Raw genomic sequence first — 13,239 nt, 5'->3', positions numbered from 1 at the left:
CGCGGGCGGGGCGCGCGTCGGCCGCGCCCCGCCCCTCGTCAGATCAGGAACCCGTCGAAGAACGCGGCGAGCTCGTCCGTCGCATCGAGCGGCAGGACATGGGCCACGTGCTGGTCGGGGCGCACCACCACCAGCGCGCCTTGCGCCCGGTCGATGCCGCGCAGCGCGTAGATGTCGCGGCTTGGATCGGCGCAGAAGATCTTCTCCGCATCGACCAGCCCCAGCCGCCCCACCCGCGGGCGCAGCAGCGCGGGCAGCGTCTCGAGCGCCACGTCGCGGAACCCCTGCGGCAGCACCGCGCGCAGGTCGATCTGGGCGTCGGCATCCTCGCCCGGGCGGTTGTGGCGCAGGGGCGAGGCCGGGTCGTCGGCCAGAAAGCCGCAGAGCCGGTTCAGCGCCGCGCCCTCGGCCGCGTGATCCTCGTCCGGGGCAAAGGCGATCAGCCGCCAGCGCCCGTCCGCGGTGAAGGCATGACCGAGGTGCATCGGCAGGGCGTCCGCGAGCCGCACCACCGGGGCCGAGTGCAGCCGCGCGCCGACCGGAAACCCGGTCGCCAGATGCTGGTGCGTCGCCGGGCCGATCAGCGCCGAGAGCGCGTAGGTCACCTGCATCCCCGCGGTGTAGCGGCCGTTCTCGATGAAGCTGCGCTGGAACTGCGGGGTGTCGGCGCCGTCCTCGGGGCGCTCGCTCATGATCCGCGCCCAGCGCCGGTCGAAGTCGATGAGGTCCTGCGCCACCCCCTGCCGCTCGGCCGAGTAGCTGTGCAGGATCGCCGGATCGGCGCGGCCGCGCAGCACCGCCGCCAGCTTCCAGCCGAGGTTGAAGCCGTCGCCCATCGAGACGTTCATCCCCTGCCCCGCCTTGGGGCTGTGGGTGTGGCAGGCGTCGCCGGCGATGAACACCCGCGGCAGGCGGTCCGCCCCCTCGGGCACATCGTCGAAGCGGTCGGTCAGGCGCTGGCCGATCTCGTAGACCGACCACCAGGCCACGTCCCGGACGGTCAGCGTGAAGGGCGCGAATACCGCCTGCGCCGCCGCCACCAGCCGGTCGAGGGTGTTGGCGCGGTCGGCCACCCGCTCACCCGCGGCGAGCTTGTCGAGTTCGATGTAGATGCGGGTCAGGAAGCCGCCCTCGCGCGGGATGATCAGGACGCTGCCGCGGTCGGACTTGAGGATCGACTTCATGCGGATGTCGGGGAAATCGGTGTCGCAGAGCACGTCCATCACGCCCCACGCCTGATTGGCCGAATCGCCCCTCAACTCGCGCCCGATGGCCCGCCGCACGGCGCTACGCGCCCCTTCGCAGCCCACCGCATAGCGCGCCCGGACCGTGCGGCGGGTGCCGTCCGCGGCCTCCAGCTCGGCCACCACGGGATGCTCGGCCCCTTCCTCGACGGTCAGGCCGACCAGCGTCAGGCCATAATCGGGGCTCAGCCGGCTGGGGCTGTGGCGCATGATCTCAAGGTAGAAGTCATGCACCCTTGCCTGATTCAGGATGACGTGCGGCATCTCGGACAGCCCGTCCTCGACATCCTGCACCCGGCCGGCGCGTACCAGCCGCGCGGGATCGGCGGGATCGGCCTTCCAGAAGGTCGCCTCGTTCACCCAGTAGCCCTGTTCCTTGACCGTGTGGGCGAAGCCGAAGGCCTGGAACATCTCCATCGAGCGGCACGAGATGCCGTCCGCCTGCCCCTTCTCAAGCGGGCCGTCGCGGCGTTCCACGACGCGGGTGGTGATCTCGGGAAAGGCCGAAAGCTGGGCGGCGAGCGTCAGCCCCGCGGGGCCGCTGCCGACAATCAACACGTCCATGCGGTCGGGCAAGGGCGTCCCGCCCTCGGGCACGCCGGGGGCGGCGGGATGCACCCGCGGGTCGCCGGGCCGGAAACCGTCACGATGATACTGCATGAACCCCTCCCAAGGTCGTAAGTCGTCTTACGATGCTGTGTGTGACATACGGCATCCTTGGCGCCGGCGTCAACAGGAAGTATGTGCAGATACGATCTGCCGCTTGCGCGAGGGGACGCTCATGGACGCCACGCCGCCGACGCCGCCGCTGTCGCTGTCGCTGATGCCCGGGCATCTGATCCGGCGGCTGCACCAGCACTCCACCCAGGTCTTCGCCGCGGCGATGGCCGAGGCGGGCGAGGACCTGACGCCGGTGCAGTTCGCCATGATCGACGCGCTCGCGGCCGAGCCGGACCGCGACCAGGCCTCGCTCGCCCGCGCCATCGGCAAGGACCGGGCGACGGTCGGCGCCGTGGCCGAGCGGCTCGAGAAGAAGGGGCTGATCGCCCGGCGGGGCAGCGAGACGGACCGCCGCGCCATCCTGCTGTCGCTGACCGATTCGGGGCAGGCGCTGCACGGGCGGCTGGCGCCGGTCGTGGCGGCGCTGCAGGCCGCGATCCTGCCGGGGCTGGACGAGGCCGAGTGCGCGGCGTTCGTGGCCCTCGCCGCACGGGCACTCGCCGCGGCGGGCGAGGGCTGAGGGTCAGGCCCCGCCGCCCGCATCGTGACGGGTCACGATGTCCAGAAACAGCGTCCCGGCCAGTGTCCGGGGGGCGTTGGCGCGGGTCATCACGCCCACCGGCCCCTCGGTCAGCCGGGTCGCCACCGGCAGGCGCACCAGCCGCCCCTCGGCCACGTCGCGCGCCACCACCCCGGCCGAGATGAACCACACCGCGTCGCTGTCGCGGGTGAAGGCGCGGCCGAAGGCGCCCGAGACCGTCTCGATCCGGCGCGGCGGCAGCGACTGCCCAAGGCTCAACAGCAGCCGGTCCACCAGCGGCCGGATCGCGGCCACCTCGGTCGGATACAGCACCAGATGCTCGCCCACCCGGCGCAGGTCGGGATCGGCGAGGATCGGGTGGCCGGGCCGGACGACGACCGCCACCTCCTCGAGGTAAAGCTGGGTGAAGCTCAGCCCCTGCATGGTCTGCGGCGCGCCCAGCCGGCCGATCACCGCCTCGAGGTCACCCGCCCGCAGCGCCTTGGTCAGATGCTCGTGCGAGCCGTCCGACACCTCGAGCATCACCCCCGGCGCGACGGCCAGCAGCTCGGCCGCGACGGCCGGCATCAGCCGCGCCGCGACCGAGGGCAGGACCCCGACCCTGAGCCGGTCCCCGGCCCCGCCCGCAAGCCCGGCGAGCCCCGTCGACAGCGCCGCCAGCCCGTTGAGCGCATGGCCGTGCAGGAACTGCCCCTCGGGCGTCAGGCGCACGCCGCCCCGGCCGCGGATCAGCAGCGGGCTGCCGACGATCTCCTCGAACTCGGCCAGCGTGCGCGAGATGGCAGGCTGGGTCAGGAACAGCTCTTCGGCCGCCCGCTTGAGGCTGCCCTGGCGGACGATCTCGACGAAAGCCTGAAGGTGGCGCAGGCGGATGCGGCGGTCCATGACTTACCGGATTTGATAACCAAACGGCCTGATTAATCATTTTACTTGAGGGTCGCGGCAGATCAACCTGCCTGCAGGGGGAGGATCGTTGATGCGCACTCAAGTGGTGATCGTCGGGGGCGGGCCGTCCGGGCTGCTGCTCGGGCAGCTTCTGCACCGCGCGGGCATCGAGGCGGTGGTGCTCGAGCGCAAGACCCGCGCCTATGTGCTGGGCCGCATCCGCGCCGGCGTGCTCGAGACCGGGCTCGTGCGGCTGATGGAGCGCGCGGGCGTCGCCGACCGGCTGCACGCCGAGGGTTTCGTCCACGACGGCACCGAGATCGCCTGGGAGGGCGGCAGCTTCCACGTCGACTTCAAGGCCCTGACCGGCACCCCGGTCATCGTCTACGGCCAGACCGAGGTGACGCGGGACCTGTATGACGCCCGCGAGGCGGCGGGCGCGCAGACGATCTTCGAGGTCGAAGACGTGGTCATCCACGACGCCGACACCGACCACCCGTTCGTGACCCTGACGCGCGCCGGCCAGAGCCTGCGGATCGACTGCGACTTCGTGGCCGGCTGCGACGGGTTCCACGGCATCAGCCGCCAGACCATCCCGCTGTCGGTGCGGCGCGAGTATGAAAAGACCTATCCCTTCGGCTGGCTGGGCGTCCTGTCCGAGACGCCGCCGGTCCATGACGAGCTGATCTACGCCAACTCGGCGCGCGGCTTCGCGCTGTGCTCGATGCGCAACGCGAACCTCTCGCGCTACTACATCCAGTGCGCGCTGTCGGATCACCCGGGCGACTGGACCGACGACGCCTTCTGGGCCGAGCTGAAGCGCCGCCTGCCCCCGGACGTGGCCGAGCGGCTGGTCACCGGCCCGTCGATCGAGAAATCCATCGCCCCCCTGCGGTCCTTCGTGACCGAGCCGATGCGCTGGGGGCGGCTGTTCCTGTGCGGCGACGCCGCCCACATCGTGCCGCCGACCGGCGCCAAGGGGCTGAACACGGCGGCGAGCGACGTGCATTACCTCATCGACGGGCTGGTGCGGCACTACCACGACGGCGACGACGAGGGGCTGGAGCGCTATTCGGAGCGCGCGCTCTTGCGGGTCTGGAAGGCCGAGCGCTTCAGCTGGTGGTTCAGCGGGCTTCTGCACCGCTATCCCCACATGGCGCCGTTCGACCTCAAGATGCAGCAGGCCGATATCGCCTTCCTGCGCGACAACGAGGCCCAGCAACGGGCATTTGCAGAAAACTATGTGGGGCTGCCTTACTGATGCGGATCATCGAAGCCAACGGCGCGGCGCTGCACGTCGCAGACAGCGGTCCGACCGGGGGACCGGCGGACGGGCCGGCGCTGGTGTTCGCCAACTCGCTCGGCACCGATCTGCGGCTGTGGGACGCGCTGATCCCGCACCTGCCGGACGGGCTGCGGCTGGTGCGCTATGACAAGCGCGGCCACGGGCTGTCCGAGGAAACCCCCGGCCCCTACAGCATCGCGCAGCTGGCCGACGACGCGGCTGCGCTGATCGAGGCGCTGGGGCTGCGCGACGTGGTGTTCGTCGGCCTGTCCATCGGCGGGCTGATCGGCCAGAGCCTCGCGGCCCGGCGGCCCGAGCTGCTGCGCGCGCTGGTCATCTCGAACTCGGCGGCCAAGATCGGCGAGGCGGCGATGTGGCAGGACCGGATCGCGGCGATCCGCAAGGGCGGCATCGCCGCCATCGCCGCCCCGACGATGGAGCGCTGGTTCTCGCCCGCCTTCCGCGCGACGCCGGAACTGGCCGCATGGCAGGCGATGCTCGAACGCCAGCCGGTCGAGGGCTACGTCGCCTGCTGCGCGGCCATCGCGGGCGCCGACCTGCGGGACAGCACCGCAGGGCTGACCCTGCCGGTGCAGCTGATCGCGGGCAGCGCCGACGGCTCGACCCCGCCCGAGCTGGTGCAGGGCACCGCCGGGCTGATCGCGGACGCCCGCTTCGAGGTGATCGACGGCGCCGGCCACCTGCCCTGCGTCGAGGCGCCCGCCGACTACGCCCGCATCCTCACCCGCTTCCTGACGGAGATCGGCCATGTCTGATGAGTTTGCTTCCCGCCGCCACGACCGCGGGATGCAGGTCCGCCGCGAGGTGCTGGGCGACAGCCACGTGGACCGCGCCGAGGCCGGGAAAAGCGACTTCGACAGGCCGTTCCAGGACCTCATCACCGAAAGCGCATGGGGCACGGTCTGGGCCTCGGACGGGCTCAGCCGGCGGGAACGCTCGATGATCACGCTGGGGTTGCTGGCGGCGATGGGGAACTTCGACGAAATCCCGATGCACATCCGTGCCACCGTCCGCACCGGCGCCACGCCCCGCGACGTGCAGGAGGTGTTCCAGCACGTCGCCATCTACTGCGGCGTGCCGCGCGCCAACCATGCGCTGAAGCTCGCCAAGGATACCTATGCCGAGATGGAGGGCGCGCGATGATGCAGCCGGCCGAGTTGTACCAGCGCGACCGCCGCACCCATCCGCCGGCGCTGACGCCCGACTACAAGACCAGCGTGGCGCGCAGCCCGCGGTTCGCGCTGATCTCGCTGCAGGGCTCGGTGTCCGAGACGACGGGGCCGGTGTTCGGGCACGACGACATCGCCCCGATCGACAACGACCTGATCAAGAACTACGCCAAGACCGGCGACCCGGTGGGCGAGCGGATCATCGTCCACGGAAGGGTGCTGGACGAGAACGCCCGCCCCGTCCCCGGCACGCTGGTCGAAATCTGGCAGGCCAACGCGGGCGGGCGCTATCGCCACAAGAAGGACAGCTACCTCGCCCCCATCGACCCGAACTTCGGCGGCTGCGGGCGGACGCTGACGGACGAGACGGGCTACTACGCCTTCCGCACCGTCAAGCCCGGCGCCTATCCGTGGCGGAACTGGGTGAACAACTGGCGCCCGGCGCATATCCACGTCTCGGTCTTCGGTCATGCCTTCTGCCAGCGGCTCATCACCCAGCTCTACTTCGAGGGCGACCCGCTGATCCCGCTTTGCCCCATCGTGCAGACGATCCCGGATGCGGACGCCATCGACCGGCTGACCGCGAAGCTCGACATGAACGCGACCGTGCCGCTCGACGCCATCGCCTATCGCTTCGACATCGTGCTGCGCGGGCGCCGCTCGACTCTGTTCGAGAACCGGCTGGAGGGGAACTGATGGTCATCGACGCCCGGAACAACGCGCCCGGCTATCTGCGCGAGACCGCCTCGCAGACCGCGGGGCCCTATGTCCACATCGGCCTCGCCCCCGGGGCGGCGGGGTTCCAGATCTTCGACCGCGAACTCGGCTGGGACATCGCCGGCGAGGGGGCGAAGGGCGAGCGCATCCGCGTCGAGGGCGTGGTGATCGACGGCACCGGCAGCCCGGTCAAGGACGTGCTGATCGAGGTGTGGCAGGCCGACGCAGACGGCAACTACGTCCGGCGCGAGGACAGCCGCACCGCCGACGGCTTCCGCGGCTGGGGCCGGGTCATCACCGATTTCGAGACCGGCGAATGGGGCTTTGACACCATCAAGCCGGGCCGGGTCCGGGCGCGGCGCAAGATGGCCTCGGGCGTCAGCGACAGGGTGCGCGCGAGCCACCCCGATTGGCAGGGGCGGATGGACGAGGACATGGCGCCGATGGCGCCGCACCTGAACCTCTGGATCGTCGCCCGCGGCATCAACATCGGGCTGAACACGCGGATGTATTTCGACGACGAGGCCGAGGCGAACGCCGCCGACCCGGTGCTGAACCTGATCGAGTGGGAAAACCGCCGCGCGACGCTGATCGCCACGCGCTCCGACCGGGACGGCACGCCCGTCTATCGCTTCGACATTCGCCTGCAGGGCGAGAACGAGACGGTGTTCTTCGATGTCTGAAACCAACCCTCACGCGGGCAAGCCCTGCATCCTGTGCGTGGCGATCACCGGCTCGCTGCCGACGAAGGAGAACAACCCGGCGGTGCCGATCACCATCGCCGAGCAGGTGGAGTCGACGCAGGAAGCCTTCGAGGCCGGCGCCACCATCGCCCATTGCCACGTTCGCGACGACGCGGGGAAACCCACGTCCGACCCCGAGCGCTTCGCCCGCCTCAAGGAAGGGATCGAGACCCATTGCCCCGGCATGATCGTCCAGCTCTCGACCGGTGGCCGCTCGGGCGCGGGACAGGCGCGGGGCGGGATGCTGCCGCTTTCGCCGGACATGGCCAGCCTCTCGGTCGGGTCGAACAACTTTCCGACGCGGGTCTATGAGAACCCGCCTGACCTCGTGGACTGGCTCGCCGCCGAGATGCGGGCCTATGGCGTCAAGCCCGAGATCGAGGCCTTCGACCTCTCGCATATCCTTCAGGCCAAGAAGATGGCGGATGACGGGCGGCTGGAGGGCACACCCTACGTCCAGTTCGTGATGGGGGTGAAGAACGCGATGCCCGCCGACCGGGACGTGTTCGACTATTACATCCGCACGGTGCAGCGGCTCTTCGGGGCGGATGCGCCGTGGTGCGCGGCGGGGATCGGGCCGGCGCAGATCGTGCTGAACGAGTGGGCGATCTCCTCGGGCGGGCACGCGCGCACGGGGCTCGAGGACAACGTGCGGCTGGACCGCGACCGCCTCGCGCCGTCGAACGCGGCGCTGGTGCGGCGGGCGGCGGAGCTGTGCGACCGCTACGAGCGCCCGGTGGCGAGCTGGCAGCAGGCCCGCGCGATCCTGGGGCTGCGGGCCGCATGAGCGAGGGCGGTCTCTACGCCTCGCTCTATGGCGATGCCGGGATGGCGGCGATCCTGTCGGACGCCGCCACGCTCGCCGCCATGCTGCGGGTCGAGACCACGCTCGCCACGGCGCAGGCCGGGCTGGGGATGATCCCCACGGCCGACGCGCAGGCCATCGCCGAGGCCGCCGCCACGCTGCACCCCGGGGCGGACGCGCTGCGGGCCGAAGTGGACCGCGCCGGGATCGCCGCGCAACCGCTGATCGCGGCGCTGAAGCGGGCGGCGGGCGAGGCGGGCGGCGCGGTCCATCTCGGCGCGACCTCGCAGGACATCACCGACAGCGCGCTGGCGCTGCAACTGACCGAGGCGCTGGCGCTGCTCGAGGGGCGGCTTGCGGCCCTCGACGCGACGCTGGCGGCCAAGGCGGCGGCTCATGCCGACCAGCCGATCCCGGCCCGCACCCGCCACCAGATCGCGGCGCCGACGACGCTCGGGGCCAAGATCGAAGTCTGGCGCGGGATGGTGAAGCGCAACCGCGCCCGGCTGACCGAGCTGCGCCCGCGGGTGCTGCGGCTCGCGCTGCACGGCGCGGCGGGCACCAGCGCGTCGTTCGGCGGCCACGGCCCCGCCTTGCGCACGGCGGTGGCCGAGGCACTAAGCCTCGGCGTCCCCGACGGTCCGTGGCACGCGGCGCGCGACAGGATGGCGGAACTCGCCGGCTGGCTGTCGCTGGTCACGGGGGGCCTGGGCAAGATGGGCCTCGACCTGATCCAGCTCGGCCAGTCGGAACTGGGCGAGGTCACCGCGGGTACTGGCGGCGGCTCGTCGGCGATGCCGCAGAAGTCGAACCCGGTCGCCGCCGAGGCGCTGGTGACGCTCGCGCGGCTGAACGCTGGCGACCTGGCCGGGATGCACCACGCGCTGATCCACGCGCAGGAACGCGACGGCAGCGCGCTGGGGCTGGAATGGACCCTGCTGCCGCAGATGCTGACCCGCACGGCGGCCAGCCTGCGGCTGGCGCAGGGTCTGGCCGAGACGCTGACCCCCGACCCGGCCCGCATCGCCTCGACCTTCGCCGCCGACCGGGGCCGGATGTGCGCCGAGGCCGCCGGCCACCTGCTGTCCCGCACCCTGCCCCGGCCCGAGGCGCAGCGGCTCGTGGCCGAGGCGCTGGCCCGCGTCGGCGCCGACCCGACCCTGACCCTCGCGGCGGCGCTCGACGCGCTGGCGCCGGGGACGGACTGGACCCACGAACTCGACCCGGCACGGCTTGCCGGCTCGGACTGACACCAACACCGGAGGAGACCAACCATGAAATCCATCCTGCTGGGCGCCGTCGCGGCGCTCGCCCTTGCCAGCGCGGCGCAGGCCGCCGACGTCACGCTGCGCGTCCACCACTTCCTGTCGGGCGAGTCGCCCCTGCACAAAGGCATCCTCGAACCGTGGGAGAAGGCGGTCGAAGAGCAGTCGGGCGGCCGCATCGACGTGCAGCTGTTCCCCTCGATGCAGCTGGGCGGCAAGCCGCCGCAGCTGTTTGACCAGGCGCGCGACGGGATCGTGGACATCTCGTGGACGCTGCTGAGCTACACCCCCGGCCGCTTCCCGGTCGCCGAGGTGTTCGAGCTGCCGTTCATGGGCGGCACCGCGACCCAGACCACGATGGCCCTGCAGGAGTTTCAGGCCAAGCACCTGGGCGACGAGCTGGCGCAGGTCCATCCGCTGCTGATCCACGCGCCCGCGGCCTACAAGATCCACATGAAGACCAAGCCGGTCGCGGGCCTGCCCGACCTGGCCGGTATGAAGATCCGCGCCCCCTCGCGGCAGATGACCGAGGCGCTGAACGCGCTCGGCGCGACGGCGGTCGGGATGCCGGTGCCCGAGGTGGCGCAGGCGCTGACCACCGGAGTGATCGACGGCGCGGTGATCCCGTGGGAGGTGTTCGGCTCGCTTCGGATCGAGTCGGTGGCCAAGAACCACACCGAGATGGGGGTCGAGAACGGCGGGATGTCCACCTCGGTCTTTGCGCTGGTGATGAACAAGGCCAAGTACGAGGGGCTGCCCGACGACCTGAAGAAGGTGATCGACGACAACTCGGGCGCCAATCTCACGCCGTTGGCCGGCAAGGCGCTGGACGAGGCCGAGGCCGCCGAGCGCCAGAAGGCGCTGGACGCGGGCGGCACGGTGACGGTGATCCCCGAAGCCGATCTGGCCGCGTGGAAAGAGCGTACGCAGCCGGTCTTCGACGCCTGGGTCAAGACGGTGACCGACGCCGGCCAGAACGGGCAGGCGATCCTCGACGACGCTCGCGCGGCGCTGGCCGCGGCGGGCGTGAAGTAAGGGCGGGCCGGCGATGGCCGAGGCCGAACCGCTCACCGAACACGCCCACCCGGTCCCCGTGCCGGGCTGGCTGGTCGCGCTGTGCCGGTGGTTCGCCACCATCGGCGGGATGGTGCTGATGGCGATGCTGTTCATGACGGTCGCCAGCATCACCCGCCGCTCGCTGCTGGGCGCGCCCATCGCCGGCGACTTCGAGATGGTCGAGCTCGGCTCGGCCATCGTCGTGGCCTGCTTCCTGCCGTGGTGCCAGATCACCGGCGGCAACGTGCTGGTGGATTTCTTCACCATGAAGGCGGGCGCGCGGACCAACCACGCGCTCGAGGCGCTGGGTGACCTCGTCTATCTGGTCCTCGGCATCCTGCTGACCTGGCGGATGTGGCACGGCGCGTCCGAGTTCCGGCTGTACGGCGAGCAGTCGATGGTGCTGCGCATCCCGGTCTGGTGGGTCTTCACCCTCGTTTTGCCGGCGATGACGCTGCTGATCGTCACCACCTTCTTCACCATGATCGGACATTGGCGCGAGGCGCGGAGATGACGGGGATTGCCGCCGGGCTGACGGGGTTTGCGGTGCTGCTGGCACTGATGGCGATCCGCATCCCCATCGCCGTCGCCATGCTGGCGGTCGGGGTCGGAGGCTACGGGCTGGTCAACGGCTGGATGCCGCTGCTCGCCTATCTCAAGACCAACACCTACTACCAGTTCTCGACCTACTCGCTGTCGGTCATTCCGCTGTTCGTGCTGATGGGCGAGTTCGCCACCCACGCCGGGCTGAGCCGGGCGCTCTACCGCTCGGCGGCGGCGTTCCTCGGGCATCTGCGCGGCGGTCTGGCGATGGCCTCGATCGGCGGCTGCGCGGCCTTCGGCGCGATCTGCGGCTCGTCGCTGGCCACCGCGGCCACCATGGGGCAGGTCGCCCTGCCCGAGATGCGGCGCTACAACTACTCCGGCGCCTTGGCGACCGGCTCGCTGGCCGCGGGGGGCACGCTCGGCATCCTGATCCCGCCCTCGGTGATCCTCGTTCTCTATGCGCTGATGGCCGAGCAGAACATCGCCAAGATGTTCGTGGCGGCGATGGTGCCGGGGATCCTCGCCGCCATCGGCTACATGATCGCGGTGGCGGTGTTCGTCCGGCTGCGGCCCGACGCCGGCCCCGCCGCCCCGGCGGCGAGCTGGGGCGAGCGCCTCGCCAGCCTCAAGGAAACCTGGTCGATCATCGTGATCTTCGGCGTCGTCATCGTCGGGATGTATCGCGGCTGGTTCACCCCGACCGAGGGCGCCGCCGTCGGCGCCTTCGGTGCCTTCGTGCTGGCCGTGGTGCATGGCGGGATGCGGCTCTCGGGGCTGATCGAGTGTCTGCAAGGGACCGCCAAGACGACCGGCATGATCTTCCTGATCATGCTCGGCGCCGAGATGTTCAACGCCTTCCTCTCGGCCACCCAGGCGCCGATGCTCGCCGCACAGATGATCGTTGAGGCGGGTCATTCGCCGATGCTGATCCTGCTGGCGATCCTCGTCCTCTACCTGGCGATGGGCTGCGTGATGGATTCGATGTCCATGCTGCTGCTGACGATCCCGATCTTCTATCCGATCATCGGCGGTCTGGATTTCGGCATGAGCCGCGAGGACACGCTGATCTGGTTCGGCATCCTCGCCGTGGTGGTGGTCGAGGTCGGGCTGATCACTCCGCCCGTGGGGATGAACGTCTTCGTCATCAACGGCATGGCCCGTGACGTCCCGATGTGGGAGAGCTTCAAGGGCGTGATGCCCTTCCTGATCTCGGACTTCATCCGCATCGGGATCCTGATCGCCTTTCCGGCGATCACGCTGGGGCTGGTGCGGGTCTTTGGGTGAGGGGGCTGGACCGGTTGTGACGTCGATAACGCGGCCCTTGTCAGGGGCCGCGTTAACGTTTTTCCGCGGTTGTGGGCCGAGGTCTGGACTTGCGCCTTTCTGCAGTAGCTAGTTGCGTGGCCGGCTGCCTCCGGAGAGAGTCTGCCTACCGTTGCCAATCGGTCGGCCAGCGCGGCGAAGGGGCAGCGGCAAAGCGCATGTCCGGACGCGAGCACGATAATGCCTCCGATGGGGTGGCCTTGGTCTGGAACTGGTGTCGGGGCACTTTTCCTAACCATACCGGCACGTCGATCAGCGTGCGCCGCTCGCAAAACTGACTGCCGCCGGACTGGCCGTCGCTCAGCGACAGGCGGCTTATGGGCGCGTTACGCTGGCTGGAGGTAGCTGCTGTCGCCAGCTTGCTGACAATCTTGGTGAAGACTGAGACCAGCGGCTGCCCCGGGTGGACTTACGCGGACTGCAGCGCCTTTACGGCGTGAGGTTCGGCCGGTGTTCTCGCCGCTGACCTTTCGCGAGAGTGCACGGAGCGTCCGCCCGCCATGGATCAGAGAGCCCACACCAGCGGGACTGCCCCGCTCGGGGCTCAACTACCCGCTCGATAACCCTTGGGGTGGTGGATTCCGCGCCGGTTGCACTGGCTGGCAACCTGCCTAAGGCCGCCTTTGTGAGGCACCGCCAGATGCTCGCCGCAAGGGCTGCCCGGCCGACGCTCGGCTGTCTGGCATTAGCGACGCCTGCGCTTCGGCACGCCCGGAGTCAGCCGCTCCCCCCTCGCCTACAAACGCAAATGCCGCCCTTGGGGGCGGCGTTTGGGTGTGCGGACCTGTGGGGAGATTTGGTTGCGGGGATAGGATTTGAACCTATGACCTTCAGGTTATGAGCCTGACGAGCTACCGGGCTGCTCTACCCCGCGACCGTGCCGCTTGTGCGGCGGGGGTTTCCCCGTGGGATCCGTTGA

General features: G+C 70.4%; 13 protein-coding genes and 1 tRNA gene. 11 read left to right on the top strand and 3 right to left on the bottom strand.

Going from position 1 to position 13,239, the window contains the following annotated elements; genetic code table 11:
- Nucleotides 1-38: 38 nt before the first annotated feature.
- Entirely contained in the window at nucleotides 39-1,904 is a 1,866-nt protein-coding gene (locus BLW17_RS15145) for an FAD-dependent monooxygenase (RefSeq protein WP_036734272.1), read from the bottom strand.
- Between the two features lie 121 nt (nucleotides 1,905-2,025).
- Here BLW17_RS15145 and BLW17_RS15140 point away from each other — a divergent pair, with 121 nt between their 5' ends.
- On the top strand, nucleotides 2,026-2,484 hold the full coding sequence (locus BLW17_RS15140) for a MarR family winged helix-turn-helix transcriptional regulator (protein ID WP_231572799.1): 459 nt from the start codon (nucleotides 2,026-2,028) through the stop codon (nucleotides 2,482-2,484).
- Between the two features lie 3 nt (nucleotides 2,485-2,487).
- Here the strand turns inward: BLW17_RS15140 and pcaQ are convergent, their stop codons facing one another.
- Nucleotides 2,488-3,390, bottom strand: a complete 903-nt coding sequence (gene pcaQ / locus BLW17_RS15135; protein ID WP_036734274.1) for a pca operon transcription factor PcaQ — start codon at nucleotides 3,388-3,390, stop codon at nucleotides 2,488-2,490.
- Between the two features lie 91 nt (nucleotides 3,391-3,481).
- Here pcaQ and pobA point away from each other — a divergent pair, with 91 nt between their 5' ends.
- The 10 genes from pobA to BLW17_RS15085 are packed head-to-tail and all read left to right on the top strand — an operon-like array spanning nucleotide 3,482 to nucleotide 12,281.
- Complete coding sequence (pobA, locus tag BLW17_RS15130; protein WP_036699898.1) at nucleotides 3,482-4,651, top strand: 4-hydroxybenzoate 3-monooxygenase; 1,170 nt, start codon at nucleotides 3,482-3,484, stop codon at nucleotides 4,649-4,651.
- Nucleotides 4,651-5,451, top strand: a complete 801-nt coding sequence (gene pcaD, locus BLW17_RS15125) for a 3-oxoadipate enol-lactonase (protein ID WP_036734276.1) — start codon at nucleotides 4,651-4,653, stop codon at nucleotides 5,449-5,451. Before pobA ends, pcaD begins: the two co-directional genes overlap by 1 nt.
- Nucleotides 5,444-5,839 (top strand): 4-carboxymuconolactone decarboxylase, encoded by a 396-nt coding sequence (pcaC, locus tag BLW17_RS15120; RefSeq protein WP_036734279.1) that lies wholly within the window; start codon nucleotides 5,444-5,446, stop codon nucleotides 5,837-5,839. Before pcaD ends, pcaC begins: the two co-directional genes overlap by 8 nt.
- Nucleotides 5,839-6,561, top strand: a complete 723-nt coding sequence (pcaH, locus tag BLW17_RS15115; protein ID WP_036734296.1) for a protocatechuate 3,4-dioxygenase subunit beta — start codon at nucleotides 5,839-5,841, stop codon at nucleotides 6,559-6,561. The genes pcaC and pcaH overlap by 1 nt, the downstream gene beginning before the upstream one ends.
- Entirely contained in the window at nucleotides 6,561-7,265 is a 705-nt protein-coding gene (locus BLW17_RS15110) for a protocatechuate 3,4-dioxygenase subunit alpha (protein WP_036734281.1), read from the top strand. The genes pcaH and BLW17_RS15110 overlap by 1 nt, the downstream gene beginning before the upstream one ends.
- Entirely contained in the window at nucleotides 7,258-8,112 is an 855-nt protein-coding gene (locus tag BLW17_RS15105) for a 3-oxoadipate:acetyl-CoA acetyltransferase (RefSeq protein ID WP_036734283.1), read from the top strand. The genes BLW17_RS15110 and BLW17_RS15105 overlap by 8 nt, the downstream gene beginning before the upstream one ends.
- Nucleotides 8,109-9,380 carry a lyase family protein gene (locus tag BLW17_RS15100; protein ID WP_052176452.1) on the top strand — a complete coding sequence of 424 codons (1,272 nt, stop codon included), beginning with the start codon at nucleotides 8,109-8,111 and terminating at the stop codon, nucleotides 9,378-9,380. Before BLW17_RS15105 ends, BLW17_RS15100 begins: the two co-directional genes overlap by 4 nt.
- A 24-nt stretch (nucleotides 9,381-9,404) precedes the next feature.
- Entirely contained in the window at nucleotides 9,405-10,430 is a 1,026-nt protein-coding gene (locus BLW17_RS15095) for a TRAP transporter substrate-binding protein (protein ID WP_036734286.1), read from the top strand.
- Between the two features lie 13 nt (nucleotides 10,431-10,443).
- Nucleotides 10,444-10,965 carry a TRAP transporter small permease gene (locus tag BLW17_RS15090; protein WP_036734288.1) on the top strand — a complete coding sequence of 174 codons (522 nt, stop codon included), beginning with the start codon at nucleotides 10,444-10,446 and terminating at the stop codon, nucleotides 10,963-10,965.
- Nucleotides 10,962-12,281, top strand: coding sequence for a TRAP transporter large permease (locus tag BLW17_RS15085; protein ID WP_036734290.1), 1,320 nt, complete (start codon nucleotides 10,962-10,964; stop codon nucleotides 12,279-12,281). Before BLW17_RS15090 ends, BLW17_RS15085 begins: the two co-directional genes overlap by 4 nt.
- 836 nt (nucleotides 12,282-13,117) lie before the next feature.
- On the opposite strand, the gene BLW17_RS15080 is transcribed toward BLW17_RS15085, so the two are convergent.
- Nucleotides 13,118-13,194 (bottom strand) — tRNA-Met (locus BLW17_RS15080).
- Nucleotides 13,195-13,239 lie beyond the last annotated feature (45 nt).

The sequence above is a fragment of the Paracoccus sanguinis genome, assembly GCF_900106665.1.
GTDB classification, from domain to species: domain Bacteria; phylum Pseudomonadota; class Alphaproteobacteria; order Rhodobacterales; family Rhodobacteraceae; genus Paracoccus; species Paracoccus panacisoli.
The sequence above is the reverse complement of the archived record's forward strand: the minus strand, read 5'-3'. Positions and strand labels throughout refer to the sequence as shown.